Source organism: Mycobacterium sp. NGS27 (assembly GCF_059813005.1).
The window spans coordinates 39148-64353 of the sequence record NZ_JCALDT010000010.1 but is presented as its reverse complement, the minus strand read 5'-3'; the positions used below and the strand labels follow the sequence as shown (position 1 = coordinate 64353).

At 66.2% G+C, this 25206-nt stretch carries 24 protein-coding genes and 1 pseudogene; 8 read left to right on the top strand and 17 right to left on the bottom strand.

What is annotated here, in order from left to right; all coding sequences use genetic code 11:
• Positions 1-271 precede the first annotated feature (271 nt).
• From AC5Y30_RS22850 to AC5Y30_RS22815, 8 genes are all read right to left on the bottom strand, one after another.
• Entirely contained in the window at positions 272-625 is a 354-nt protein-coding gene (locus tag AC5Y30_RS22850) for a hypothetical protein (RefSeq protein ID WP_499921225.1), read from the bottom strand.
• Positions 622-858 carry a hypothetical protein gene (locus tag AC5Y30_RS22845; protein ID WP_499921223.1) on the bottom strand — a complete coding sequence of 79 codons (237 nt, stop codon included), beginning with the start codon at positions 856-858 and terminating at the stop codon, positions 622-624. Before AC5Y30_RS22845 ends, AC5Y30_RS22850 begins: the two co-directional genes overlap by 4 nt.
• 146 nt (positions 859-1004) lie before the next feature.
• On the bottom strand, positions 1005-3242 hold the full coding sequence (locus AC5Y30_RS22840) for an AAA family ATPase (protein ID WP_499921221.1): 2238 nt from the start codon (positions 3240-3242) through the stop codon (positions 1005-1007).
• Between the two features lie 482 nt (positions 3243-3724).
• Positions 3725-3979: an excisionase family DNA-binding protein gene (locus AC5Y30_RS22835; RefSeq protein WP_499921219.1), complete on the bottom strand. Its 255-nt coding sequence runs from the start codon at positions 3977-3979 to the stop codon at positions 3725-3727.
• A 172-nt stretch (positions 3980-4151) separates the two neighbouring features.
• A complete protein-coding gene (locus AC5Y30_RS22830; protein WP_499921217.1) occupies positions 4152-5285 on the bottom strand; it encodes a tyrosine-type recombinase/integrase in 1134 nt (377 codons plus the stop codon).
• Positions 5286-5629: 344 nt separating this feature from the next.
• Positions 5630-5959: a hypothetical protein gene (locus AC5Y30_RS22825; protein ID WP_499921215.1), complete on the bottom strand. Its 330-nt coding sequence runs from the start codon at positions 5957-5959 to the stop codon at positions 5630-5632.
• Positions 5956-6195: a hypothetical protein gene (locus tag AC5Y30_RS22820; protein ID WP_499921213.1), complete on the bottom strand. Its 240-nt coding sequence runs from the start codon at positions 6193-6195 to the stop codon at positions 5956-5958. Before AC5Y30_RS22820 ends, AC5Y30_RS22825 begins: the two co-directional genes overlap by 4 nt.
• Before the next feature lie 123 nt (positions 6196-6318).
• Positions 6319-6819, bottom strand: a complete 501-nt coding sequence (locus AC5Y30_RS22815; protein ID WP_499921211.1) for a nitroreductase family deazaflavin-dependent oxidoreductase — start codon at positions 6817-6819, stop codon at positions 6319-6321.
• 100 nt (positions 6820-6919) lie between these two features.
• On the opposite strand from AC5Y30_RS22815, the gene AC5Y30_RS22810 reads away from it, so the two are divergent.
• Entirely contained in the window at positions 6920-7594 is a 675-nt protein-coding gene (locus tag AC5Y30_RS22810; RefSeq protein WP_499921392.1) for a VldE C-terminal domain-containing protein, read from the top strand.
• A 14-nt stretch (positions 7595-7608) separates the two neighbouring features.
• Here the strand turns inward: AC5Y30_RS22810 and AC5Y30_RS22805 are convergent, their stop codons facing one another.
• The 3 genes from AC5Y30_RS22805 to AC5Y30_RS22795 form a co-directional block, all read right to left on the bottom strand.
• Positions 7609-8118 (bottom strand): Rv2253 family sensor-like surface protein, encoded by a 510-nt coding sequence (locus AC5Y30_RS22805; protein ID WP_499921209.1) that lies wholly within the window; start codon positions 8116-8118, stop codon positions 7609-7611.
• Positions 8119-8193: 75 nt separating this feature from the next.
• Positions 8194-8676, bottom strand: a complete 483-nt coding sequence (locus AC5Y30_RS22800) for an NUDIX domain-containing protein (RefSeq protein ID WP_499921390.1) — start codon at positions 8674-8676, stop codon at positions 8194-8196.
• Positions 8677-8834: 158 nt separating this feature from the next.
• Entirely contained in the window at positions 8835-9845 is a 1011-nt protein-coding gene (locus tag AC5Y30_RS22795; protein ID WP_499921207.1) for a sensor domain-containing protein, read from the bottom strand.
• 329 nt (positions 9846-10174) lie between these two features.
• Between AC5Y30_RS22795 and AC5Y30_RS22790 the strand changes: the two genes are divergently transcribed.
• On the top strand, positions 10175-11905 hold the full coding sequence (locus AC5Y30_RS22790) for an NAD-binding protein (protein WP_499921205.1): 1731 nt from the start codon (positions 10175-10177) through the stop codon (positions 11903-11905).
• A gap of 33 nt (positions 11906-11938) precedes the next feature.
• Here the strand turns inward: AC5Y30_RS22790 and AC5Y30_RS22785 are convergent, their stop codons facing one another.
• Positions 11939-12817: an LLM class flavin-dependent oxidoreductase gene (locus AC5Y30_RS22785; protein ID WP_499921388.1), complete on the bottom strand. Its 879-nt coding sequence runs from the start codon at positions 12815-12817 to the stop codon at positions 11939-11941.
• A 66-nt stretch (positions 12818-12883) separates the two neighbouring features.
• Between AC5Y30_RS22785 and AC5Y30_RS22780 the strand changes: the two genes are divergently transcribed.
• The gene (locus AC5Y30_RS22780; protein WP_499921203.1) at positions 12884-13297 is read left to right on the top strand and encodes a VOC family protein; all 414 of its coding nucleotides are present in this window, start codon (positions 12884-12886) and stop codon (positions 13295-13297) included.
• A gap of 47 nt (positions 13298-13344) precedes the next feature.
• Positions 13345-13734 carry a VOC family protein gene (locus tag AC5Y30_RS22775; RefSeq protein ID WP_499921201.1) on the top strand — a complete coding sequence of 130 codons (390 nt, stop codon included), beginning with the start codon at positions 13345-13347 and terminating at the stop codon, positions 13732-13734.
• Positions 13735-13751: 17 nt separating this feature from the next.
• Here the strand turns inward: AC5Y30_RS22775 and AC5Y30_RS22770 are convergent, their stop codons facing one another.
• The 3 genes from AC5Y30_RS22770 to cysD are packed head-to-tail and all read right to left on the bottom strand — an operon-like array spanning position 13752 to position 17065.
• The gene (locus tag AC5Y30_RS22770; RefSeq protein ID WP_499921199.1) at positions 13752-14237 is read right to left on the bottom strand and encodes an Rrf2 family transcriptional regulator; all 486 of its coding nucleotides are present in this window, start codon (positions 14235-14237) and stop codon (positions 13752-13754) included.
• A gap of 57 nt (positions 14238-14294) precedes the next feature.
• Positions 14295-16136 carry an adenylyl-sulfate kinase gene (gene cysC / locus AC5Y30_RS22765; protein WP_499921197.1) on the bottom strand — a complete coding sequence of 614 codons (1842 nt, stop codon included), beginning with the start codon at positions 16134-16136 and terminating at the stop codon, positions 14295-14297.
• Positions 16136-17065 carry a sulfate adenylyltransferase subunit CysD gene (cysD, locus tag AC5Y30_RS22760; protein ID WP_499921195.1) on the bottom strand — a complete coding sequence of 310 codons (930 nt, stop codon included), beginning with the start codon at positions 17063-17065 and terminating at the stop codon, positions 16136-16138. The genes cysC and cysD overlap by 1 nt, the downstream gene beginning before the upstream one ends.
• Positions 17066-17262: 197 nt before the next feature.
• Between cysD and AC5Y30_RS22755 the strand changes: the two genes are divergently transcribed.
• Positions 17263-17688 (top strand): PaaI family thioesterase, encoded by a 426-nt coding sequence (locus AC5Y30_RS22755; RefSeq protein WP_499921194.1) that lies wholly within the window; start codon positions 17263-17265, stop codon positions 17686-17688.
• A 112-nt stretch (positions 17689-17800) separates the two neighbouring features.
• Here AC5Y30_RS22755 and AC5Y30_RS22750 read toward each other — a convergent pair whose 3' ends face one another.
• Positions 17801-18292, bottom strand: coding sequence for a beta-class carbonic anhydrase (locus AC5Y30_RS22750; protein ID WP_499921192.1), 492 nt, complete (start codon positions 18290-18292; stop codon positions 17801-17803).
• 211 nt (positions 18293-18503) lie between these two features.
• Between AC5Y30_RS22750 and AC5Y30_RS22745 the strand changes: the two genes are divergently transcribed.
• The 3 genes and pseudogenes from AC5Y30_RS22745 to AC5Y30_RS22735 all read left to right on the top strand — a co-directional run bounded on the left by AC5Y30_RS22745 (position 18504) and on the right by AC5Y30_RS22735 (position 23917).
• Positions 18504-19481 carry an ABC transporter permease gene (locus AC5Y30_RS22745; RefSeq protein ID WP_499921190.1) on the top strand — a complete coding sequence of 326 codons (978 nt, stop codon included), beginning with the start codon at positions 18504-18506 and terminating at the stop codon, positions 19479-19481.
• Entirely contained in the window at positions 19478-20404 is a 927-nt protein-coding gene (locus AC5Y30_RS22740; protein ID WP_499921187.1) for an ABC transporter permease, read from the top strand. Before AC5Y30_RS22745 ends, AC5Y30_RS22740 begins: the two co-directional genes overlap by 4 nt.
• Positions 20401-23917, top strand: a pseudogene (locus AC5Y30_RS22735) (dipeptide ABC transporter ATP-binding protein). Before AC5Y30_RS22740 ends, AC5Y30_RS22735 begins: the two are co-directional and overlap by 4 nt.
• On the opposite strand, the gene AC5Y30_RS22730 reads toward AC5Y30_RS22735, so the two are convergent.
• Positions 23904-25148 (bottom strand): alpha/beta hydrolase, encoded by a 1245-nt coding sequence (locus AC5Y30_RS22730; protein ID WP_499921185.1) that lies wholly within the window; start codon positions 25146-25148, stop codon positions 23904-23906. The pseudogene AC5Y30_RS22735 and the gene AC5Y30_RS22730 overlap by 14 nt on opposite strands.
• Positions 25149-25206 lie beyond the last annotated feature (58 nt).

The following is a 25206-nucleotide window of genomic DNA, read 5'->3' as shown; positions in this document are numbered from 1 at the left end:
ACAGAACGGGCGACCTCTGACACGAAGCCCTTGCTCACGTCCAGCGCGACAGCAATGTCGACTTGGCGCACACCGGCCGCCAGCGCAGCCTTCACGGCCGCCGCGAGGGCTTCACGCCGCGCGTCCGACCATTTGCGAGCAGGCCACGTCCGGCCGTTGCGGCCTACCACTCTGGCGTCGGCAGGCAGGTCGCGGCGCTCGGCCTGTACAACCGGAGCACAACACCCCCGGCGGGCCGCCTCCTGGCGCGACGACAACAAGGTCGGCTGTTTCACGATGCCCTCGCGTCGAGGCCGGCGGCGAGTGTCAACTGCCGTTGCGACTTCCGCGACTTCAACTCCGCGGCCATCACGCTGCGCGCGTACACGATGGCGGGTGGATCCACGTAGAGCCGGCCAGCGACAACCCCGGCCGGCATCCGGTCCGCCGGCAGCGACTCCGCCCAGGCGGCGCAGCGCTGCATCTCACGGCACCCCAGGCAAACGTCCGTGGCCGCGTCGATCGTGTCGCGGCTCGAGCGCACTTCTACATCCGCCATCCACGTCTCGGCCCGGCAGGCCGCCTTGAGAAGCCTCGGCACGTCCGCGGCCACGCCGAGCAGAGCGGCTAGGTCCGGGGCGTTCATTGGTCACCGCCGCGATGGCGCTGCTTCGTCAAGGGGTAAAACTCAATGACTGCGGCGGCCTCGTCGCCCGCGAGGCACAGCAGCAGACGGCGGCCGCTCCCTCCGTCGGCCTCGATCATGCGGTCGAACTGATACCGCCGACCGCGGATCGTCAGGATCGCCGCCGTGCGCCACGGGCGGCGCCACAAACGGCGCTGCGGCACGAGGGGGTCGGCGGTGACCGCTGGGCGCACTGAAGCGGAGTGAGCTGTTTTTTCCGTGCCAGTTGTGTGCTCAGTGCAGTGCGCCTCTATATACGCACTGGCGCACTGGCGCACTGACTTTTCTGTGTGCGCCGGCGCACTGGCGGCGCACTGCGGCGCACTGGCGCACTTGGGGTTCACGCTGCCCCCTCGATAACGTCGCGGCATGATTCGTGGAGTCCGGCTTGCCCGGCCGCAAGCGGCTTCCCGCAGTCCCCGCACGGCTGCGCTATCGAATGCAGCGTTGAGCGCCGCGGCCCATCGTCGACACGGATCAGTCCGCGTCCCACGCCGCACTTGATCGCGGCGCGTACGGCCGTCCGTGTGTGTTCGCCAGTGACGGCCAGTTCGATCGATCGGCCGCTGAGCCCACCTTCAGAATTCCGTGCGGCATCAGATAGCAGATCAATCACGGCGTTGAGTGCCGCCTCGGCCTCAGCATCGCCCCGCGACCCGGCAGCGTACGTAAGGTGCCTGGTGGTCTCGTTGAAGGTCAGCCGGCCCTCGGGGACTGAGACATCGCGGCCATACGCAGAGAAGTAGCGCGCCGACGCGGGGGATTCATCTTCCCTGACGAGTTTCCAAGTCGCGTCTGGCCAGTCCAGCAGCCGCGAGTCGCCGCGGGAGCGTTCCCCTTGGTGCCCCATGTGGTGGATCAGCATCGCATCATTGATGCCGGCCTCCTCGAGCATCGCGTCGAATTGGACGAGGAACAGCCCGGCGTCGCGATTCTCATCGAGACCGAAAGCATCGAGGATGGGGCGCAGGCAGTCCAAGATCAGGTAGTCGCACCCGAGGTCGCGGAACCGTTTCGCCCACGCCCCGCGGCATTTGTCATCAAACAGGTTGAATGTCGCGAGCTTCCCGCGCAACGTAACAACGTCGGCGACCGCGTCGGTGTTGCGAATGCCTTGGCGGCCAAGCCAGTCCTGCACGGTGTGCTCGGATAGCTCGTCGTCGATCATCGCGAGCGCGCCAGCTGGCTGATGGATGGCGAACCGGCCGAGGAACGGTTCACCGTCGACTAGTGAGCGGGCAAAGTTGCCGCTGAGTGTTGTTTTGCCCGCTTTGTATTGGGCCTCGACGATGATGCGGGCTTCGATCGGTAGCACCCCGTCGATCCGCCACCGCGTTGGCGGGCACGGCTGTGCTAGCAGCGCGGTTAACGATTTGACAGGCGGGTATTCGATCTTCGGCCGTTGCTCGGCGTCGACGAGTTCCTTCGCCGCCCGGTCGATTCGGATCTGCAACGCGCGGTTACGGATAGCGTTATCCAGCGCGTCTTGCGCGTCCGGCGTCGGCTGCCCGTCCGCCTCAGCGGCCGCGCTGACCGGTTTGTATCCGAAGTCGGTGTTGCGGAACGATTCAGCGCCGCCGAGGAGTGCTTTGGCCGCGGCGCTCATATCACCGTCGTGGTTGAGGAGGGCGTACGCACGGAACTTCGTGTAGCCATGTGGGTCTCCGGGGTATGTGGTCTCGAATTCTGTGCTAGTCGAATGCACGAACAGGCAGCCGTGCCGCACGGTGGCGCTGCAGTCCGACGTGTGGGTCGGGTGCAGCCAGACCGCTCCGTCGGCGTCTGGATCGGCGCTGATGCACGTCCAGCCGTGCGGCGCAAGCACGTCCGTCCAACCGTGCTCGGCGTTGTATCGATCGGCCACGGATTCGCCGGCGTAGGCGCTTGGTAGGCGGGTGATCGGCGCCGAGGCGGGGGTACCTGGTGCTTGCGGAGGGTATAGCGCCTCAGCGGCGCCGACACGTGATTCGGCTTCAGCGACGGTCAGCGGCTGCGCTGTGGCGTTGACGGTGAGGGTCACGGGCACCGGATTGTTGATGTCCTTATAGTTCGTGGTGCCCGGCGCCCGTAGCACTCTGGTGATGTCCCACACCGCATCTGGCTTGCCCGCGCCTTTTTCGGCCGCGACCGCAGTGACGATCCGGCCGAACCGTGCGAGTAATTCCGCGGCCGCGGCGGTAGTGAAGCCATCGGTGACGTCGCCCTCTGCGATCGGCCAGTACAAATGGACGCCGTGCCCTGAGCCGACGATCATCGACGGCGCGCCGAACAGGGCCGTGAGTGTGTCGATGATGGATTCCCGTTGCGCCAAGCTGGTGTTCTTGTCGTCGAGTTCGGTATGCATGGCCGCGAGGCGAGACACGTCGGAGAGGGTGCCGCGCCCTGTCGTGGCTGTGGTGGGGTTGAACCCGATCCAGTAGCATGCTGCGGCGGTCGCGTTGTTGACGTAGGCAGCGAGGTCGCCGGCATCGATGATGCGGGATTCGAATTTTCCGCCCGGGCGTAGCTGGCGGTTGAACGAGACCCGCTCTCCCCGCTGGTAGTTCAAGACGTGGATGTATGCCTCGATGTCGGTCATGCCCGCGTAGCTGACTGCTGCTGAGCACCTTTCACCTTCTGCGGTATCGGCCGTTTGTTCGGGGGCCAGCCCTAGGTTGTGATACCACGCCATCGTTTCAGCGGATGTCTGAGCGCTCATGCGGCGTCACCGCCGTCGTAATACTCGTCGGCCTGGTGCTGGACGCAGCCTTCGTCGTCCTCACGCCCTAGGTATTGCAGCGCAGCTTCCTGGATGCCTCGAGGGCACATATCGAAGTACCTCTCGTCAACGACTGCGCGTTGCACTCTGCGCCGCCAATCTCTGCCCCACTTATCAATCGCGGCGGAATCGCGTTGTGCTACAATGATTTCACTAAGGGATGTTGAGGTGCCCCGGTCTCGGCCGGGGCCTTCTTCTTTTGTGGGCGCCTCCATGGCGCAGCTCCTTCGGGTTCGTGCTCGCGGCCCGTCAAATTGGCCCAGTGGCCCCGCGGAGCTTGTTTGGGTGAATTGTGTTGTGGGCTATTGCGTTAGGCGGCTCCTACGTGGAGGCTCAGTGTGGGTTCCCGGTACAGCGCCTACCACCGCGTCGTCTAGGCCGAGCCAAGCGTTGAGGTCGGCGCGGCGTATGCGGATGAGCCGGGGCCCGACGCGGCGCGCGGGTAGTGTCCCATCTGCGACTCGGCGCCTAATGGTGTCCTTCGAGACGTAGGCTGTTGCGGCCGCCTCGGTGATGCTGACGAAAGCGCTTGAGGCGCTGCCTGTTTCCTTGCTCACGTATGCAACGTAAGCACAATTTCGCGCTGTATGCGTTTTGCGCTAGACGTTATTTGCCCATCACCGCACTAGTTTGCGTAACCACACGGAAAAAGTGTCGCCTGGGACGGTCGCCCCTGTCACGCATAGTCACGCGTAGTCGGCAAATGACAAACTTCGTGTGTCGCCTGGGCTAATTTGCTGGCGGTTCAGCGAGTTTCGACAGCGCATCGGCCACCTCAGCGTCCCGCCCGGCTGCGATCGACTGGTACCGCAGGCTGGCTTTTGCGGTGCTGTGACCGAGGCGGTCCATCGTCTCGCGGAGGTTGCCGACGCGGGCCGCGGACGTGCCAGCGAAGTGTCGCAGGTCGTGCTGGGTCGGCCGGGGCAGCTTCTCGCCATCCCGGCCGATGTCGTCCAGGGCGGGCACGAGATAGGAGTCGCGGAACACCTTGCCGTCGAGATGGCATCCCCCGCGCGCCGGCGGCCACAACAGCGCCTCCGACGATTGCCCAACAAACTTCGCCATGTGGTCGATCAGGTCGGCCCGAATGTGTGGCGGCACGACGACGGTGCGCCCTCGGCCTGATTTCGGGGTGTCGATGTGGCATACACCTTCGCGGCGGGTGGTGCCGCGTGCGATCGTGATTGTCATGCAGTCCGGGGCAACGTCTTTGCGTCGCAGCTCGGCCAGTTCGCCCCATCGTGGGCCGCACCAGGCGGCGACGAGGATCAGCGCTCGGAAGCGTTCGGGCCGGATGGCGTCGGCCAGTGCGGCGACCTCGGCGGCTGACAAGATGACGGGCTGACGTTTCGTCGGCGTGTGCATGGCCTTGGGTATGTGGGCCGGGTTCGACGGCAGTAGCTCGTCAACGACGGCCGTCGCCAACACGCTGTGCAGCAGTTGGTAGGCGTGGGCGCGGGCGGTCGGCTTAGAGCCGCTGAGGTTGGCGAACCACGCGCGAACCGCGGCGGGAGTGACGTTGCGCAGCGGTAGCCGGCCCAGGCTGGTGTCGGTGATGAATCGTGCCAAGGTGGACTCATATCCGACCCGTGTGCGAGCTTTCAGCGGCCGCTGTTGGATCCACTGTTTCGTGAATTCGGAGACGGTGACACCACCCGCGAGGCGTTCGGCTTCACGTTGGGCCGGCGGGGTCCATGCGCCGTGCTCGACGAGGCGGCGCTCGTCGGATAGCCAGCCTTCGGCGTCGATCTTCGCGGTGTAGGTTGCTTTTGCGGTGTGCCGCAGCAGGTCGGGGCCGACGTATGACGCCTGCCATTTGCCTGACGGCAGCTTGCGGAGCTTCCCCCATGATCGCCGCGCCATTTCAGGTTACCTTCCCGCCGTGCCCCACACGTGCACCAGGCATGCGGATTCATGCTAACCCTTGCGTAATTGTGTGCGTAACCTACTATTGGCATATCGGCAGGTAGACGCAGATTTCTGCAGCTAACTGCCGGTGACAGCACCGGACGGAGCGGCATTTTCGAATCCTGCCGGGGGCACCACCTGACCAGTACGGCCACAAGTCCGCGCAACGCGGTGCCGTTAGTCCCAGATTGTGATCACCGGTCCTGCTCGGCCGTTTTCGCCGAGCTAATTCGACGACACATGCGCGATCCGGATTTCATAAGCGAAATCCGGATGCGGCCGTTGGCACATTCCTCACGTCATTTGGGGATATTCGCGTAGTCCCCGGTATGGCGTGAATATCTGCGCTTAATGCTAACCGCCGATTTGAAAAGCGACCATTGCCGCTTGGCAGGTTTGGGTTCTTCGTCGATATGGTCTGAACCGTTGCGATCGGGCGTGCAGGGGAAGAAGTTCACCCTGCTGTGCAGAAGTACTGGCTCCGCCCAATAGTTCCTGTCCACCTTGTCGATGAACCGTTGGGCGGCATGCAAATCCTCCATGACCTCTACCACCCGCTCGTTGCGGATATTGGTGTGCTCGACGGCCCATACCTCCGTGGGCCACTCCGTCGCGAACAACACCGTCATGGCGTTGGGCCGATCGCCACCGACTCAGCGCGCAGGCTCGCCGATTCGTCCGGATTGCTGTCTAAAGGTGATTGGCATGCTTTGTCGTAGCATGTCGAAGTTGTCGGGATGCCGAAGAAACCCAGCATAAGCAAAGTGGGCATCTCCTGGTGGGGATAACCGGATGCTATGGACGCCGCTGAAATCACGGTCGCGAACCCTAGAGCGCCCGTCATCGCCATTTTCGTAACGTTCATTCGCTAACTGTAAGGACATATATCGCCAGACTCGCTGGCCGTGTTTTTTTCGTGACTTATTCGGAATGCTTCTTAGACACACGTATAGCGGCTGTGCAAAAACCGGGTTTGCCGCCCGTCACTTCAGCTTCGTGCCAGCACGAACGCCTCGATGCGTCGATCTTTGGCCCGCGCTTCGTACTTCCGCCAGCCCGGATACATCTCGACCCCTTTGGCCCAGATCTCGTCGCGCTCGCGTGGCGTCGCGAGCCGTGCGGTGGCAGGCCAGGTATCGCGGCCGATGGTGACGGTCGCTTGCGGATGGGCTTTCAGATTGTGGTACCAGGCCGGATGCCTGCTGCCACCGAAGTTGGAGGCGATGAGGCCCACGCCGTCCGGATGCGGGATGCCGTAGACGGCGACGGTGCGTGGTTCCCCGGTTTTGGCGCCCGTGGTGGTGAGCATGACGACGGGGACCCCGGTCGCGACCTCTGCGAAGCTGCGCCTACCACCGGTGGCCTTGGTGATGAGGCGGTCGAGGTGGTGCGCGGTCGGGCGAAGCAGCGCCACACCCACGGTCGTGGAGGCGAAGCGGCGCATCGCTCGATGGAAGGCATTTGCGTCGTCAAACGATCGCTCGGCCATGCTGCCATTGTGGTGCCTGCGCCCGATAGTGGACAAGCAATCCGAAAAACGCACCCCACGCGTCACAAACGACACTAAGCTGCTGGTCGTGGGGGCGAAGGTGTTCGCTAAGGGCCGCTGGCGATGGCTGGCGATCGCGGCTTCGCTCGTCGTCTCCGCCGCGATGATCCACGCGCAGGGCACCAAGCCACGGTGCTGCGTCGAGACCCCCGCAGCGGCTCCCAGCACCAGCGCGGTGGCGGCTCCGCCACCCCCCGGCGCGCCGCGCGCCGCCACCCCGGCCGAGGTAGAGGCCTTGACGGCGATGGCACCCCCCGCGCCTTCCGCAGGCACGCAATTTCAGCTCGCCTTGCCGCGCGGCGTCGCGTCCGAGGAACGGTTGCAGGTCAAGACCATTTGGGCGGCCCGCGTCATCAGCGTGCTCTTTCCTCAGATCAAAACCATCGGCGGATACCGTGAGGACCCGTTGCCGTGGCATCCCAACGGGCTGGCGATCGACGTGATGATCCCGAACTTCCGTAGCCCCGAGGGCATCGAGCTCGGCAACCAGATCGCCGGCTACGCCTTGGCGAACGCAAAACGCTGGAGCATCAACCACGTGATCTGGCGGCAGAAGATCTACCCGGGCGTCGGCGGCGGGAACTGGATGGCGGACCTGGGCTCAGAGACCGCCGACCATTACGACCATGTTCACATCGCCACCGGCGGCGGCGGCTACCCGACCGGGCACGAAACGTATTACATCGCCTCGATGACCCCGGCGCCGCCGGACTGATCGAGGCGGCTCCGTCATGCCGGCCCGGCGGCGAACGCCGCCACCGGCATTTCGACGCTCCCCTGGCAGGGACCGCTGATGATGTCCGTGTGCCATGTTCCGCGTAGCGACCCATCGGGCTGCGGTGCGTAAAAGGCCCACGACCTCGCCGGTGCCCACACCTTCGGAACGCCTTCGCCCATATAGCAATCCCACTGGAAGTCGAAGCGCTCGACCCACTTGGCTCCGTCCCAGACGTAGTGCGACGGCTGGGGCAGCGTCGGGTTCTTCGGCGTGGGGCCGTTGGTAGCGGTGGCCACGCATGTACCCGACGAGCATGCGGTGACGAACACGTAATCCGCGCTGAAGGTCGGTTCGGCTTGTTTGGCGGCGACGCTGGTGCCGGATTTACTCACCGCATACCGCACCAGCGAGTATTTCCCGTTCCACGATGCCGACAGGGCATTCGCCCACCCGCCGGGTGCTCCGACGACCAACGCGGCGACGGCGGCAACCATCGCAACTACCCGAAACCCCGGCCGCATTGCGTCAATGGTGGGCGTTCGATGACGCGGCGCGATCTCGGCGCGGACACGATCACGGTGTCCTCGCGGGATTCATCACCCCCGCAGGAGAAACAACCCGTAGGCGGCGACCGACTGCGCGTCGGCGATGACTCCCCCGCGAATCATCTGCTCGACCTCTGCACGCGAAAACCACGCACTGCGCATGTCCTGCTCCTCGAGCTCTCGGTCGGCTTCTCCTTCGGCGATACCCGTCGCCAAGAAGACCCAGCCGCGTTGACTGGTCATTCCCGGGGCGACGTCGAGCTGGCCGAGCGCTTCGAAGGACGTTGCGCGCAACCCGGTTTCCTCGCGTAACTCGCGTTCGGCCAGTTCGGCCGGTTCGGCGTGGGCCAGATCGGGAGCGGTGCCTTGCGGAAACTCCCAGCGCCGCTCATCGAGGGGATAGCGAAACTGCTCGACCAGACGGAAGCGCTGCCCGTCGTAGGGCATGACGAGCGCGTAGGCCGGCTTGTCGACGACGCTGTAGATGCCCACGCTGCCGTCGGCGCGACGGATGTCATCTTCTCGCAGCACCATCCACGCGTTCCGATAGATCTCACGGCTCGCGAGGCGTTCGATGAAAGTCACGACGCCAGTATGGGGGACGCCAAGATCACGTCGATGCGAGCGTTCTGGTCACCCGCGGACATCCAGGTCCTATAGATCGAGGCTCGCCGATTTCGTTGCCCGAGAGCTCAACTCGGAATTCGGCCGAGGATGGCCTGCACCAGGGTGGTGGCGTCGTCGCCGAGATCGCGTCCGATGACATCGACGTCGACCACGACGTTGGCCTTGGCCGCCACGGCGCGCAGCGCGCTGGTGTGCTGGTTGCCGACGTCGGTGGTCCGCCCATTGTCCTGCACGGCCCCCAGGGTGCTGCGCACCGATGTCACCGGCCCAATTTGCACCGGGTTTCCGACGCTGTAGATACCGGACACGCCGCCGTGCGAGTACGTCAATTGTCTTCCGGCGCAGCTGTTGATGTGATTGACCGCGCCGGTGACGAAACTCTTTGCGGCCGCGGCATTGTCGAATGTCGCGACGAACTCCGAGACCCCGTGCGGGAAACCATTGGTGTGCTGACCCAGGTCCACGCCGTAGATCGCACGATAAGCGCTGTCGCGATAAGACGCCGTCAAGCCGTTGAATACCGCTTCGGTGCATTCCGGGGGGACAAAGCTGTCGCCGGGCTGCAGCTCGTGCGTCTGGGTCCACGTCTTGTTGACGTACATGCCGGGCGCCTTGATGAGGCCCGCGACGTCTTCGCCGGTGAGCACCAGCGATTGCAGGCCCTCGGGCGTCACCGACGGTTCCGGCGGTGCGGCCGTGGTGGCACTCGGCTTCACCGCGCCCCCGGCGGTGGTTCCCCCGGAGTGCGCCGTCGGCTGTCCGGCGTGATGGTTGCCGAGGGTCGCCCACAACACCAGTGCGACGACGGCGAGCACGGTGAACGCGTACGACAGCGTCAGTCCGACCAGTGCGCGATTGCGGCCGCGGTCACCGCGCCGGCGGATATCCCTAAGGGCGAAGTGCCCCAACACCACTCCGACCGGAGCCAGCAGAAATGCGAACACCACCGACAGCGTCGCCAGCGTGTTCACTTCATCCGATGGCGGGTGCGGGGGCGGTGGGCCCGGCGGCGGAGGCGGCGGCGCGCCGGGGTCGAAGGGGTTGGGCCAACTCGGGCCCGGCCAGCTAGCGGTCATAGGAGCGGGTCGTAGTCAGTGTCGTGGCCTCCCGTTGGACTTCGCGCGCTCGAAGGCGAAGCACAGAATGTCGTGATCTTAAGTGAGGTTGACGGGCTTGAGAATTCAGCCGACCCCTTCGTCGACTTCAGCGCATTTACCGCGTGATGGACCTCCTCGGCGAACCATCTTCACGTTTGAGGACATGTCGCGCTGGCGTCAGTGGGCATAGTGCCCGATAGTCGTAACAACAAGTGAGCGCCGATGTCATCAGAGGTGGGGTTTATGCGTGACGACTCACCATGCTGGAACGACCGCGATCGTGCCGGGGTCGTCGCGGCGGAACGCATATGAGCACGCGCCGCCACATCATCGTCAGCGGCGACGACGTGCTCGCGACCACGATCGCCGAGGAACTGAACCGCGCGGGCGCCACGATCGTCAAGCTGCACAGCGAGGAGCTCAGCGGTGCCGATCTTGCCCGCGCGAGCGCGATCGTGTGCGCGGGTGCTGATGACGCGAAGAATCTCGAAATCGCCTTGCTGGCAAGGAAAACGAACCCGAACGTGCGCGTGGTCGCCCGCCTGGGCAACGACGTGCTGCGTGCAGCGGTGGCCGCCGACAACGGTCCTGGCGCCATTCTGGACGTCGCCGATCTCGCGGCACCGTCGGTCGTCGAGGCCTGCCTGTCAAGCCACACGCACCCCGTCGAGGCGGCCGGGATCGAATTTCTGGTGTCGGGAGCCGAGGCGCCCCGCGACGCGACGCTTCGCGAGATCTACGGCGACCTGGCACCGGTAGCGGTGATCCACGGCGAAAACTCCGCTACGCCCGCCGAGGTGGTGCCATGCCCGGGGCGAGACCATGAGGTGCGTGCCGGTGACTGGACGGCCATGATCGGCAGCGCCGATGAGCTGGCCGCGCGCGGGATAAAGACGCCCCGGCCGAGCGCGACACGCTCTCGCCAATCGTGGATGCGGCGACTCTCGGACGCGGCGCGGGCGATGCGCGACGACGTCAATCCCATGCTGTTCCCCGCGATCCTGCTCGCGATCACCCTGTTGCTCGCGTCGACCGTGGTCGTGCACTTCTCCTACACCAGGCCGCGCCTGTCCTGGCTGGACGCGCTGTATTTCACCGCGGAGACCATCACCACCGTGGGTTATGGCGAATTCGGCTTCGCCCACCAGTCGGCGTGGTTGCGGATATTCGCCGTCGCCTTGATGTTCGCCGGCGTGACAACCACCGCGCTGCTCGTCGCGTTCTTGGCGGACCTGCTGCTGTCACGCCGCTTCCTGCAGTCGGCCGGGGAACGGCGGGCACGCCATTTGCGCGACCACATCATCGTGGTCGGGCTGGGCTCGTTCGGCAGCCGCGTCGTCGGCGACCTGACCGCCGCCGGGTACGACGTCGCGGTGATCGAGCGCGACGAGAACAACCGGTTCCTGTCGACCGCGGACGAACTCGACGTGCCGGTGATCTTCGGGGACGCGACGCTGCGCCAGACGCTGGAGGCGGCCCGCGTCGACCGCGCCCGCGCCGTCGCGGTGCTGACCCAGGACGACATGGTCAACATCGAGACCGGAATCGTGCTGCGCGAGATGCTCGGTCCCCGGGTGATGCCCGAGGTCAACCGGCCCGACGTGCCGATCGTGCTGCGAATCTATGACCGCACCCTCGGCGACGCGGTGGCCAAGCGGTTCGGTTTCGAGAACGTTCGCTCGACCGTCGACCTGGCCGCGCCCTGGTTCATCGGAGCCGCGATGGGCCTGCAGGTGCTGGGCACGTTCTCGGTCGGCCAGCGTTCGTTCATGGTCGGCGCCATGCACGTGGCGGCCGGTAGCGAACTAGACGGGTTGCGGATGTTCGAGATGTCCACCCAGACCCGTGTCATCGCGATCACCCGCCGGGACACGCCCCTCGAGCTGCACCCACGCCGGGACGCGTGGCTTCGCGGCGGCGACACCGTCTACCTGGTGGGGCCGTACCGCGAGCTGCTGGAGACGCTGCGCAAGGGGCAGCCACCCCAGGAGGAGCCTGCCGCGAACGACGAGCGCCGGACGGATAAGGCGGCGACCTGAGGCTTGGCGGTTCGGCCGGCGAAGCGACGGCGACTACAGCCGTGCGGCAACGTCCGCTGCGCGACGAAGCTGATCGACGTCCGAGCTCGTCGGGATGAGCTGTACCTCGTCGGTGCCGATCTCCTCGAAGCCCCGCAGCACGGCCAGCAGCTCGTCTTCGCTGCCGGCCCAGCCCGTCGCCGGCGCCATCGCGTCGACGTATTCGGCCGGAATCCAGTTCATGTAGCGGCGCAGATGACGGTGGATCTGGGCGCGGGATTTTTCGGGTGACCCGAACGCGAACCAGAACGACGTGATCAGGTGGGGTTTGGGCTTGCCGGCCCGGGCCCAGGCGTCCCGGGTGACGTCGAACAGCTCGTTCTGCTTGGCGACGTCGAGGTCGAGGGTGGTGCCGGCCAGCCCGTCGGCCCACGCGGCCGCACTGCGGATGGTTTTCGGTCCGATGCTGCCGACGAACAACGGCGGACCGCCGGGCTGCACCGGCGCAGGCCCGACGGGCAGCACCGAGTCGGAGGTCTTCTCCCCGGCCCACACGCGCCTCATCACCGCCACGCGTTCGGCCATGCCGCGCATCGTCTGGGTTGCCGGATCGGCACTCACGGCGTGGTAGTCCTCGTGCCGGCCGCCCACCCCGATGCCCACGGTCAACCGGCCGCCGCTGAGCAGATCCCCGGTCGCCAGCCCCTTGGCGAGCAGCACGGGATCGTGCAGCTGCGGCACGATGACGGTCGTCAGCAGCCGCACCCGGTTGGTCCAGGCGGCCAGCGCTCCCAGCAATGTCAAGTTGTCCGGGTTGTCGAAGGCGATCCGTTCGCCCCAGCACAGCGAGGAGAACGGGCCCTCGTCGATGGCGCGCGCCCACGTCTCGAGCACCGTCGCGTCCAGATCCGGCTCCATCACCGGCATGGTCATCGCAATCCGCACGACGGCGATTCTGGCATGTTTCCCATGCGGCCTTTCAGTGGAACCATGGGGCGAATGGCGTTCACGAGTAGTTCCATCGCACATGTCCGACTGACCGTCACCGATATCGAGCGGTCGCGGCAGTTCTACGAGAGCGTGTTCGGTTGGCCGGTGCTATTGGAAGTCCCCGACAACGCCGACGAATCCGCCCGCAACCAGTTGAGCTTCCTGTACGGCGGCGTCATCTACGACCTCGGTGGCACGCTGCTCGGGCTGCGGCCGGTCGCCGATGACCGCTTCGACGAGGACCGAGTCGGCTTGGACCACATCGCCTTCCGCCTCGCCAGCAAAGATGAATTGGATTCGGCGGCAGCGCATCTCGATGAGCTCGGCGTCGTTCACGAGCCGCTCAAAGACATCGGGCCGTCCTACATATTGGAGTTCCGCGACCCCGACAACATCGCCTTGGAGTTAACCGCGCCGAAGTAGCGCGGCGTTGGCGGGCCGGGCATCGGAGTGGTTGACTGGAAAGAACTATGACCATCAGTTTCAACCACACCATCGTCGCGTCACGCGACAAACAGGAATCCGCCGGGTTTCTCGCCGATCTCTTCGGTCTGCCCGGCCCAAAGCCCTTCGGCCACTTCATGGTTCTCGAACTCGAGCACGGCGTGAGTCTCGACTACGCTGACGCACCCGAAGGCGCGGACATTGCACGGCAGCACTACGCGTTCTTGGTGTCCGAGCAGGAGTTCGACACCATCTACGACAGGATCCGCTCACGCGGCCTGCAGCACTGGGCCGACCCGGGCGCCAAGCGTCCCGGCGAGATCAACCACAATCACGGCGGGCGCGGGGTCTATTTCCTGGATCCCTCCGGCCACGCCATGGAGATCCTTACCAGCCCGTACGGATCGGCGGGCTGAGCGAGCAACCGCTGCGCCTAGTCGCCGGTGCGCGCTGTGCCGTGCCGCCGGCTTTCCTGCTCGCGATAGTCGTCGGCCAGCTGCACGACATGCTTGGGCAGGCCGCCGGAGGCGACGTCGGCCAGCGTCGTCTCCTCCAGCACCGAACGCATGCTGGCGCGCAGCGCGCGCCAGACATCGGTGAGCGCCGCCGTCGGTCCCGAGTACGGCAAGTCGCCGAGCCCGATGTCGCGGACACTGGCCAGCGGTCCGTCAATGCAGCGCAGCACATCGGCGATGCTGATGTCTTTGCCCGAACGGGCCAATTCATAGCCACCCTCGCGACCGCGATGGCTTCGCACCAGCCGGTCGGTACGCAGGTTGGTCAGGATGTCGACGAGGAATTGCGGCGGAATGCCCTGGGCGTGGGCCAGATCGTCGGTCTTCACCAGCGTTCCGTCGGGCACCGTGGCAAGCTGAACCATCGCCCGCACGGCATATTCCGCCTTCGCCGACATGCGCACGCACAGGATTGTGCCACCCGACGACACGATTTCGGCGCAGCCTGGCTGATCCGGCGGCTACCCGCGTGATTCGAGCAGGTCGACGACCCGCTGCGCCTGCTCCTCGACGGTGGCGTCGGGGGTGAGCCGAAGATCGGGGTTCACCGGCGCCTGATACGGGCTGTCGATGCCGGTGAACTGGCTGATCTCCCCCGCGCGCGCCTTGGCGTACAAACCCTTGGGATCGCGCGCCTCGCATTCCTCGATCGGGGTGTCACAGAAGACCTCGAAGAAATCGAAGCCGGCGTCGGCGTGCACATTGCGGGCCAGTGCGCGCTGCTCGGCCAGCGGACTGATCGCCGGCACCAGCACGACGATGCCGCAGTCGGCCAGCAGCGCCGCCACATGGGCCAGCCGGCGCAGGTTTTCGGCCCGGTCGGCCATGCTGAAGCCCAGGTCGGCGTTCAAACCGTGCCGCAGGTTGTCGCCGTCGAGAACGTATGCCAGAGAACCCTTTTCGAGCAGCTTCTGCTCGACCAGCATGGCCACCGACGACTTGCCGGATCCAGACAAACCGGTGAACCACACCGTCTTGCCCCGGGGCCGGGCCTCGGCGATGGCGGATGACTTGTGCCGCACGGTGTTCGGGCTCGCCGCCTGCGCCGATGCGTCGCGCAACACCATGCCTGCCGCCACCGTGCCGTTGGTGTGCGGGTCGATGAGGATGAACGACCCGGTGCTGGGGTTGCGCGTGTACTCGTCGAGGAGCAGCGGCACCTGGGTGCGCAGCGAGATGCGGCCGAGTTCGTTGAGCTGCAGCGCCGTTGCCGCCTTGTCGCGGTGCAGCGTGTTGACGTCCAGCCGGTAGTCGAGCGCAGTCACCTTGGCGTGCGTGGTGCGGGTGGTGTGCTTGATGACGTAGTCGCGCCCGGGTTCGAGTGCCGCATTGTCGGCCATCCAGCACACCGTCGCATCGAACTGCTGCGCGACGCGGGGCTGATTGTGCGTGCGGGCGATCAGATCGCCGCGCGAGATGTCGATCTCGTCGGCCAGAGTCAGCGAAACCGCCATCGGCGGAAAGGCTTCTTCCACCGGGCCGTTCGGCCCCTCGATGGCGGTGATGCGGGTCCGCTTGCCGACCGGCAGCACCACCACCTCGTCGCCGGGACGCATGACCCCGCTGGCGACGGTGCCCGCGTAGCTGCGGTGGTCCTGGTGTTCGCGAGTGTGCGGACGGATGACGTATTGAACCGGGAACCTCACGTCGACCATGTTGCGGTCGCCCGCGATGTACACCTCTTCGAGGTGCGACAGCAACGCCGGGCCTTCGTACCAGGGCGTGTGGTCCGACTTGGTCACCACGTTGTCGCCGTGTAGCGCCGAAAGCGGGATGGTGGCCACGTCGTGCACGTCCAGGCGGGCGGCGAAGGCGTGGAATTCGTCCCGGATCGCCTCGAATCTCTCTCTGTCCCAACCGATCAGGTCCATCTTGTTGACCGCGAGCACGATGTGCTGGATGCCCAGCAGGGACGCCAGGAAGGCGTGCCGGCGGGACTGCTCGAGCAGGCCGTGTCGCGCGTCGACCAGCACGATCACCAGCTGTGCGGTCGATGCGCCGGTCACCATGTTGCGGGTGTACTGGATGTGACCGGGGGTGTCGGCGATGATGAATTTCCGCTTGGGAGTGGCGAAGTAGCGGTAGGCGACGTCGATCGTGATGCCCTGTTCGCGCTCCGCCCGCAGGCCGTCGGTCACCAACGCCAGATCGGTGTAGTCGTGTCCACGGTCCTTGGACGTCTGCTCCACCGCGGCCCACTGGTCTTCCATGACGGCCTTGGAGTCATACAGCAGGCGACCGATCAGGGTGGACTTGCCGTCGTCGACGGAACCCGCGGTGGCCAAGCGCAATAACGTCGTCATCAGAAATATCCCTGCCGTTTGCGGTCTTCCATGCCCGCTTCCGAAATCCGGTCGTCGGCCCTGGTGGCCCCGCGTTCGGTCAGCCGCGACACTGCGGTCTCGGCAATGACCTCGTCGACCGTGGCCGCCTGCGATTCCACGCAGCCCGTGCAGGTGACGTCCCCAACGGTGCGGAAACGCACAGTCGCTTCGAACACCGGCTCGTCCGCGCCCGGCTGCATGTTGCGGTCGACCGCCAGCAGCATGCCGTCGCGGCGAAACACCTTGCGCCGGTGCGCGTAATAGATCGACGGCAGCGCGATGTTCTCCGCGCCGATGTAGGACCAGATGTCGAATTCGGTCCAGTTGGACAGCGGGAACACCCGAATGTGCTCGCCCTTGTGATGGCGGCCGTTGTAGAGGTTCCACAGCTCGGGGCGCTGGGCCTTCGGATCCCACTGACCGAATTCGTCACGGAAGCTGAACACGCGCTCCTTGGCGCGGGCCTTCTCCTCGTCGCGGCGCGCTCCCCCGAACGCGGCGTCGAACTTGTTCTCCCCGATGGCCCGCAGCAATGTCACGGTCTGAATCGAGTTGCGTCCCTGGCGCGGCTCGACGACGCGCCCGGCGTCGATGTCGTCCTGGACCGAGGCGATCACCAGGCGCACGCCGTGCTCGGCCACCAACTCGTCGCGGGTCGCGATCACCTCGTCGAAGTTGTGTCCGGTGTCGACGTGCATCACCGGGAAGGGCAGCCGGCCGGGTCGGAACGCCCGCAGCGCCAGGTGCAGCATGACGATGGAATCCTTGCCGCCGGAAAACAGCAGCACCGGCCGCTCGAACTCTGCGGCCACCTCGCGAATGATGTGGATCGCCTCTGCCTCCAGCGAGCGCAGATGACTCAATTCGTACTGCCCTGCGGCGGGGGCCACCTTCAGATCACCGGTCATAGCTTCCTTCGTAAAACCTGGCAGAACTGACCAGATTTAGCATCTTAGCAAGCAATGACACCAGGCCGGCCCGGCGCTGTCAACCTCGGGGCCTGCCAGCGCCCGGTCCGCGGCGTGCGCGCCAGCCACCGGACACATCGCGCCAAGGGCCACGACGACACTTTTGCGCCCGGATGGGGGTGCGCAAACATGGACGGATGCCAGCCTCCCCCTCCGCGCCGAGCGGCCGTGACGTCATCGCGCAATTCCTCCCGCAGTCCCCGTTCGTCGTCAAGCTGGGCATCGTCGCCGACCGGCTGGAAGAGGACGAAGTGCGGCTCCGGCTGCCCTGGGACCCTTCCAACGTGACCATCGGCGACATGGTCCACGGCGGCGCCATCGCCACGCTCGCCGATCTCACCGTCATGGCGGCGGCATGGTGCGGCGCGCAGGCCCCTCCCGAGCTGCGGGGCGTCACGGTGTCGATCGCGCTGGACTTCATGGCGCCGGCCCGGGCCACCGACCTGATCGGCGTCGGCCGGGTGTTGCGGCGCGGCCGGTCCTTGGTCAATTGCGAAGCCGAGATCGTCGACGCCCAGGGCACACTTGTCGCCAAGGCGCTGGCGACCTACAAGGTCGGCTGAGCCCGCGGGCAGCAGCCTCGAGCCGACGCGTCGTCGAGCGTGCGCTCAGGGCGAGATTCCGGCCGATTTTTCGCCGTGACAACACGCTCGGCGAAAAGGGCTCGGCTGAGCCCTAGAGCGTGACCTCGTTGAGCTTGCCGGTGGCCACATCGAAGACGAATCCGCGCGCGGAGACGTGCTTGGTGACGAACGGGCTGCCCTCGATGCGGCGCAGCGACTGCCGGACGTCTTCGGCGAGGTCGCCGAAAGCCTCTGCCGCCCATGGCGGCTTGACCCCGGTCTCCTCCTGGATGCTGCGCTTGAAGTCGTCGTCGGTGAAGGTGAGCATGCCGCAATCGGTGTGGTGGATCAGGATGATCTCCCGCGTTCCCAGCAGGCGCTGGCTGATGGCCAACGAGCGGACGACGTCGTCGGTGACGACTCCGCCGGCGTTGCGGATGACGTGGGCCTCTCCCTCGCCCAGTCCGAGGATGCGGTAGACGTCGAGGCGGGCATCCATGCACGCGACGACCGCGACATGTTTGCCCGGCGGCATCGGCAGCGGGCCCTCGAAAGTGCTCGCATAATCGGCGTTGTTGGCCAGGTATTCATCGGTAACCGTCACGCAGGCCTCCCTCACACGGTCGCGGCCTGAGCCGTGCTGCGTTTGCTGCACGGCTCGCACCGCGGTGGATCCTAACAACCGATCACACGCGATTCACGCATGAGAATCAACCGGATCCGAAGGCGAGACCAATGCCCCGCGCGCCGCGGGACGACGCTGTGCTGCGGGATCGATAGCCTGTCCCAATGCGACGTGGGGTGTGCGGGCGGACATGACTCGGTTCCTGGCACGCCGGTTGCTCAACTACGTTGTGCTGCTGGCGCTGGCATCGTTTCTGACGTTTTGCCTGACGTCGGTGGCCTTCAGGCCTCTGGACAGCCTGTTGCAGCGCAATCCGCGCCCGCCACAAGCCGTGATCGACGCCAAGGCCCACACGCTGGGTCTGGATGAGCCGATACCGATCCGCTACGCGCATTGGGCGTCGCACGCCCTGCGCGGGGACTTCGGCAAGACCGTCACCGGGCAGCCCGTCGGGACGACGCTGTGGCGTCGCATCGGGGTAACCCTGCGCTTGCTGGTCATCGGTTCGCTGGTGGGCACCGTGCTGGGCATAGCGGCCGGGGCGTGGGGCGCCATCCGCCAGTATCGACTCAGCGATCGCGTCGTCACCATGGTGGCACTGCTGGTTCTCAGCACGCCGACATTCGTGATCGCCAGCCTGCTGATCCTTGGCGCGCTGCGGGTGAACTGGGCCGTGGGCATCCACATCTTCGATTACACCGGCGAGACCTCACCGGGGGTGAGCGGCGGGACGGGCGCGCAACTGCTCGACCGGTTGCGGCATCTGGTCTTGCCGTCCCTGACCCTGGCGCTGGCCGCCGCGGCGGGATACAGCCGTTACCAGCGCAACGCGATGCTGGACGTCCTGGGCCAGGATTTCATTCGCACGGCGCGCGCCAAGGGCCTCACGCGCCGGCGGGCGCTGGTCAAGCACGGGCTGCGCACCGCATTGATCCCGCTGGCCACCCTGTTCGCCTATGGCGTGGCCGGCCTGGTCACCGGCGCGGTGTTCGTGGAGAAGATCTTCGGCTGGCACGGCATGGGCGAATGGCTGGTGGCCGGCATCGCGACGCAGGACACCAACATCATCGCGGCGATCACCGTGTTCTCCGGCGCGGTGGTGCTGCTGGCCGGCCTGCTGTCGGACGTGTTCTACGCGGCCCTCGATCCGCGGGTGCGGGTGTCATGACGTCCCAGCCGAACGTCGATGCCGCGCACGGGTTTTCGGGTCACGAAGTCGCGGACTTCACCTCACGCCGCACCCTGGTCCTTCGGAGGTTTGCCCGAAACAGGTTCGCTGTGGCATCGCTGACGTTCTTGGTATTGCTGTTCGTCGGTTGTTACGCCCTGCCCGCGGCGTTGCCCTATTCCTACGACGATCTCGATTTCACCGCCCTGCTGCAGCCGCCGAACGCGCGCCACTGGCTCGGCACCAACGCGCTGGGTCAAGACCTGCTGGCGCAGATCCTGCGCGGCACGCAGAAGTCGATGCTGATCGGTGTCTGCGTCGCGGTCATCTCCACCGGCGTCGCCGCCACCGTCGGGTCGGTCGCGGGCTATTTCGGCGGCTGGCGCGACCGCGCGCTGATGTGGGTGGTCGACCTGTTGCTGGTGGTGCCCGCCTTCATCCTCATCGCGATCGTGACACCCCGAATCAAGAACTCGGCCAACGTGTTGATGCTGGTCCTGCTGCTCGCCGGGTTCGGCTGGATGGTCAGCTCGCGCATGGTGCGCGGCATGACCATGAGTCTGCGGGAACGCGAATTCATCCGGGCCGCAAGGTATATGGGGGTGTCCAGCCGCCGCATCATCATCGGTCACGTGGTGCCCAACGTGGCGTCCATCTTGATCATCGACGCCGCGCTCAACGTCGCCTCGGCCATCCTGGCCGAAACCGGCCTGAGCTTCCTCGGTTTCGGCATCCAGCCACCGGACGTGTCGCTGGGAACGCTGATCGCCAACGGCACCCAATCGGCGACCACCTTTCCCTGGGTGTTTCTGTTTCCCGCGGGCGTGCTGGTGCTGATCCTGGTGTGCGCCAACCTCACCGGTGATGGCCTGCGGGATGCGTTCGACCCGGGCAGCGCGGTGCTGGGCGGGGGCGGCCGATGAGCGCGCTGCTCGAGGTGACCGACTTGGCGGTCACCTTCCCGACGGGTGGCACGCCGGTTTCCGCGGTGCGCGGTGTCAGCTACCACATCGAACCCGGAGAAGTCGTCGCGATGGTCGGCGAATCCGGTTCGGGGAAGTCCGTTTCGGCGATGGCGGCGATCGGTCTGTTGCCCGAGTACGCGCGGGTGCGCGGCTCGGTGCGGTTGCACGACACCGAACTGCTGGGCCTCGGCGATGACGCGATGTCGCGGTTTCGCGGCAAGACGGTCGGCATGGTCTTCCAGGATCCGATGTCGGCGCTGACGCCCGTCTACACCGTCGGCGACCAGATCGCCGAAGCGATCGAAATCCATCAGCCGCGGGTGGGCGGGAAGGCCGCCCGCCGGCGGGCGGTGGAATTGCTCGAGCTGGTCGGAATCGCGCAGCCGGAGCGACGAGCCCGCGCGTTTCCGCATGAGCTCTCCGGCGGCGAACGACAACGGGTGGTCATCGCGATCGCCATCGCCAACGACCCCGACCTGTTGATCTGCGACGAACCCACCACCGCTCTGGATGTCACGGTGCAGGCGCAGATCCTCGAGGTGCTCAAAACGGCGCGCGACCTCACCGGCGCCGGGGTGCTCATCATCACGCACGACCTCGGCGTCGTCGCCGAATTCGCCGACCGCGCCCTGGTGATGTACGCCGGGCGGGTTGTCGAATCCGCCGACGTGCAAACGCTTTACCGGGATCGCCGAATGCCCTACACCGTCGGGCTGCTGGGTTCGGTCCCGCGGCTCGACGCCGCCCAGGGCACCCGCTTGGTGCCGATCCCCGGGGCGCCGCCATCGCTGGCGGCGCTGGACACTGGGTGCCCCTTCGCTCCGCGCTGCCCGCTGGCCATCGACGAATGCCGGCTCGAGGAGCCGGTATTGCTTTCCGTGGGGGCCGATCACCGGGCCGCCTGCATCCGCACCGACGAGGTCGACGGGCGCAGCGCCGCGGACATCTACGGGGTCAGCACCGAAGCCCGGCAAGCGGAACCCGCTGACACATCGGTCGTCGTCCGGGTGCGTGATCTGACAAAGACCTATCGGCTGACCAAAGGCGTGTTCCGCCGCAGCGCCGGTGCGGTTCACGCCGTCGACGGCGTCAGTTTCGAACTGCGGCAGGGCCGCACCCTGGGCATCGTCGGCGAATCCGGGTCGGGCAAGTCGACCACCCTGCACGAGATCTTGGAACTGGCCGGGCCGCAGTCGGGTTCGATCGAAGTCCTGGGCACCGATGTCACCGCGCTGAGCGCCTCGCGCAGGCGATCGCTGCGGCGCGACATCCAGGTCGTATTTCAGGACCCGGTCGCTTCGCTCGACCCACGGCTACCGGTGTTCGATCTGCTCGCGGAGCCCCTGCGGGCCAACGGTTTCGACAAGGGGTGTACCAAAGTGCGCGTCGCCGAACTGCTCGACATCGTGGGACTGCGTCGTGCCGACGCCGTCCGTTACCCCGCCGAATTCTCCGGCGGGCAAAAGCAGCGCATCGGCATCGCCCGCGCGCTGGCTTTGCAACCGAAGATCCTCGCACTCGACGAGCCGGTCTCCGCGCTCGACGTGTCCATTCAGGCGGGGATCATCAACCTGCTCCTGGACCTACAGGAGCGATTGGGTCTTTCCTATCTGTTTGTCTCCCACGATCTTTCGGTCGTCAAACACCTGGCGCACGACGTCGTCGTGATGTATGCCGGCGCGATCGTGGAGCAGGGCGACAGCCGCCGGGTCTTCGCCGACCCGCAACACGAATACACTCGGCGGCTGCTGAACGCGGTGCCGCAACCGGATCCGGGCAGACGTGCCTAGGCGGGCGGTTAAGGAGGGTGCGCGGGTCGCCGCGGTGCTTCTCGCGATGGCCCTTGCGCTCGCGGGCTGTTCGCCGGCCGTCAATTTGATTCCGGAGACCGGCCACAACGCGCAGATCGGCGCGACGAGCGACGTCAACCCGCGTGACCCCGCCACCCTGCGAGACGGCGGCGACCTGCGACTGGCGCTGACCGAATTTCCGCCGAACTTCAACGTCTTGCATATCGACGGCAACTCGGTCGACGTCTCCGCGATAATGAAGGCCACCCTGCCCCGGGCGTTCGTCATCGGGCCCGACGGCTCGACGACGGTCGACACCGACTACTTCACCAGCATCGAGCTCACCGGCATTGCGCCGCAGGTGGTTACGTACACGATCAACCCCAAGGCGGTGTGGTCCGACGGCACGCCGATCACCTGGGAGGACATCGCCAGCCAGATCCACGCCCTGAGCGGCGCCGACAAGGCGTTCGAGATCGCCGGGCCCAGCGGTGCCGACCGCGTCGCGTCGGTGACCCGCGGCGTCGACGACCGCCAGGCCGTCATGACGTTCGCCAAGCCCTACGCCGAATGGCGCGGCATGTTCGCCGGCAACGGAATGCTGCTGCCCAAGAGCGTGACCGCCACCGCAGAGGCGTTCAACAAGGGCCAACTGGAGGGCCCCGGCCCGTCGGCCGGCCCCTTCGTCGTCTCGTCACTGGATCGGACCACCCAGCGGATCGTGTTGAGCCGCAACCCGAAATGGTGGGGCGCGCGGCCCCGCCTGGACAGCATCACCTACCTGGTGCTGGACGATGCCGCGCGGCTGCCCGCCTTACAGAACAACACGATCGACGCCACCGGAGTCGGCACGATCGACCAGCTGACCATCGCGCAGCGCACCAAGGGAATCTCGATCCGGCGCGCGCCCGCCCCGGCCTGGTCGCACTTCACGTTCAACGGCGCCCCGGGTTCGATCCTGGCCGACAAGGCGCTGCGCGTCGCGGTGGCCAAGGGGATCGACCGGCAGACCATCGCCAAGGTCGTCCAGTACGGGCTCACCAGTGACCCTGTGGCACTGGGCAATCACATCTATGTCGCCGGGCAGCAGGGCTATCAGGACAACAGCTCGGTCCTGCCCTATGATCCGGCCGCGGCCGACCGAGAGCTTGACGCGCTGGGCTGGAAGCGGGTCGGGCAGTTCCGCGAGAAGGACGGCCGGCGGCTGGTCATCCGCGACTTGTTCTACGACGCCCAGGGCAGCCGACAGTTCGCCCAGATCGCCCAGCACAGCCTCGCCCAGATCGGTGTCAAGCTCGAACTCGTCTCCCGGTCGGGCAATGGCTTCTTCACCAACTACATTAACGTCGGCGATTTCGATATGGCCCAATTCGGTTGGCTCGGAGACGCTTTCCCGCTCTCGGCACTGACCCAGATCTACAAGTCCGACGGGGAGAGCAATTTCGGCAAGATCGGCAGCGCGCAGATCGACGCCGCCATCGAGAACACACTCGAAGAACTCGATCCGGCCAAGGCGCGTGCATTGGCTAACGATCTGGACAAGATGATCTGGGCGCAGGGATTCAGCCTTCCGCTGACCCAGTCGCCCGGTGATGTCGCGGTGCGCAGCTCGCTCGCCAATTTCGGCGCCGCCGGTCTCGCCGACCTCGACTACACCGCCATCGGTTTCACGCGGAGTTGAGCCGCCGCCGCAGGCGGTTCGGGATCGGCAGGGCGCCCTCGATGACCGCCGCCGCCCCGAGCGCCTTCCACAGCAGCTGCACCTCTGGCCGCGGCGGCAGCGCGTCCAACGCCGATGCCTGTGCCGCAAGACCATTGAGGTCACCTCGCCGAACCGCGTCGGCACTGGCCAGCGCCACGGGCTCACGGAAGTCCAGCGCGCTGTGTGCCATGTTCGGCAAGCTCAGCAGCACCGCATTGGGCAGCAGCGACGCGGCACGTTGCGCGACGGCCGGCGGGGTGATCAGGTCACGGCCTCCAGAGACCACCGCGGTGGGCCAGTCGAATTTCGGCATCTCGGCCGGCAGGTCATAGGGCTCGTCCTCGAAAGTCACCCGGTGCGTGCGTGCCCGGCTTTCGGCGACCGCGGGATCGAGTGGTAAGCCGTCGGGTTCGGCCGCATAGTCCAGCTCGCGAAACGCAATGCGGCTCACCAGATCCTCTTCGTACCGGAAAGGCAGGTTGCTCAGGGTGTTGAACCGGGACAGCGCCCACCACAGCAATTTTCGGCCATCGAGGAGTAGGTCGAGTTGCCGCTCGAGCAGGTCGGTTCCGCCATAGCCGTAGATCGTCGCGACGACCTGTGTTGCCGCCGCATCCATGGCGCCTGCGTCAACGAGTTTGCGCATTTTCGGTGCTACCGAAGCGGTTTCGGGGCTGTCGCCCTTCAGCAGCAACCGGCGGATCGCGCGGCGCACGATGACTATGTCGTGCCGCGACAGCAGCGGTGAATCAAGCACCATGCCGCGCACCCGGCGCGGATGCCGCACCCCCACCCCCGCCGCGATGTAGGTGCCGTAGGACGCCCCGTAGATGACGGCCGACTCGGCTTGGGCGTCGTCGAGCACCGCGACCACATCGTCGACCACCTGGTTCACGGTCATCGATTGCGGCGGCAGATCGCCGCCCGAATCGTCGTGGCGCGACATGCCCACCCCGCGGTGCTCGATCATGATGACGTCGAGACCGGACGCCGCGGCGCGCCGCCGCAGCCCTTTGTACATCTGCACCGAGGCGACTCCCGGCCCCCCGGGAATGATGACCAGCGGTTGGGCGGATTTGCGGCCCGCGCGAACGTAGTACAGATCGAACTCTTCGGCACTGTGCGGGGAGATCGGCCGGCGCACCGGCCGTACGCCCGGCAGTTCCGCCAGCTTCTCCTGTATCCGGCTGCGCTTCGCGTTCATCGTCATCAGCGTGGATCCACCATGAGCCCATTCTGCAGGCAAGGCGACAGCGCGCCGCACTGAA

Bases quoted from the DNA above. Each gene is read 5' to 3' on its own strand.
- AC5Y30_RS22820 (WP_499921213.1), bottom strand. From the start codon at position 6,195: ATGAACGTTACGAAAATGGCGATGACGGGCGCTCTAGGGTTCGCGACC.
- AC5Y30_RS22840 (WP_499921221.1), bottom strand. From the start codon at position 3,242: ATGACCGACATCGAGGCATACATCCACGTCTTGAACTACCAGCGGGGA.
- AC5Y30_RS22815 (WP_499921211.1), bottom strand. From the start codon at position 6,819: ATGGCCGAGCGATCGTTTGACGACGCAAATGCCTTCCATCGAGCGATG.
- cysD (WP_499921195.1), bottom strand. From the start codon at position 17,065: ATGACCGGTGATCTGAAGGTGGCCCCCGCCGCAGGGCAGTACGAATTG.
- AC5Y30_RS22790 (WP_499921205.1), top strand. From the start codon at position 10,175: ATGAGCACGCGCCGCCACATCATCGTCAGCGGCGACGACGTGCTCGCG.
- AC5Y30_RS22755 (WP_499921194.1), top strand. From the start codon at position 17,263: ATGCCAGCCTCCCCCTCCGCGCCGAGCGGCCGTGACGTCATCGCGCAA.
- AC5Y30_RS22775 (WP_499921201.1), top strand. From the start codon at position 13,345: ATGACCATCAGTTTCAACCACACCATCGTCGCGTCACGCGACAAACAG.
- AC5Y30_RS22730 (WP_499921185.1), bottom strand. From the start codon at position 25,148: ATGACGATGAACGCGAAGCGCAGCCGGATACAGGAGAAGCTGGCGGAA.
- AC5Y30_RS22740 (WP_499921187.1), top strand. From the start codon at position 19,478: ATGACGTCCCAGCCGAACGTCGATGCCGCGCACGGGTTTTCGGGTCAC.
- AC5Y30_RS22850 (WP_499921225.1), bottom strand. From the start codon at position 625: ATGAACGCCCCGGACCTAGCCGCTCTGCTCGGCGTGGCCGCGGACGTG.
- cysC (WP_499921197.1), bottom strand. From the start codon at position 16,136: ATGACGACGTTATTGCGCTTGGCCACCGCGGGTTCCGTCGACGACGGC.
- AC5Y30_RS22745 (WP_499921190.1), top strand. From the start codon at position 18,504: ATGACTCGGTTCCTGGCACGCCGGTTGCTCAACTACGTTGTGCTGCTG.
- AC5Y30_RS22800 (WP_499921390.1), bottom strand. From the start codon at position 8,676: ATGGTGCTGCGAGAAGATGACATCCGTCGCGCCGACGGCAGCGTGGGC.
- AC5Y30_RS22825 (WP_499921215.1), bottom strand. From the start codon at position 5,959: ATGACGGTGTTGTTCGCGACGGAGTGGCCCACGGAGGTATGGGCCGTC.
- AC5Y30_RS22780 (WP_499921203.1), top strand. From the start codon at position 12,884: ATGGCGTTCACGAGTAGTTCCATCGCACATGTCCGACTGACCGTCACC.
- AC5Y30_RS22795 (WP_499921207.1), bottom strand. From the start codon at position 9,845: ATGACCGCTAGCTGGCCGGGCCCGAGTTGGCCCAACCCCTTCGACCCC.
- AC5Y30_RS22830 (WP_499921217.1), bottom strand. From the start codon at position 5,285: ATGGCGCGGCGATCATGGGGGAAGCTCCGCAAGCTGCCGTCAGGCAAA.
- AC5Y30_RS22785 (WP_499921388.1), bottom strand. From the start codon at position 12,817: ATGACCATGCCGGTGATGGAGCCGGATCTGGACGCGACGGTGCTCGAG.
- AC5Y30_RS22805 (WP_499921209.1), bottom strand. From the start codon at position 8,118: ATGCGGCCGGGGTTTCGGGTAGTTGCGATGGTTGCCGCCGTCGCCGCG.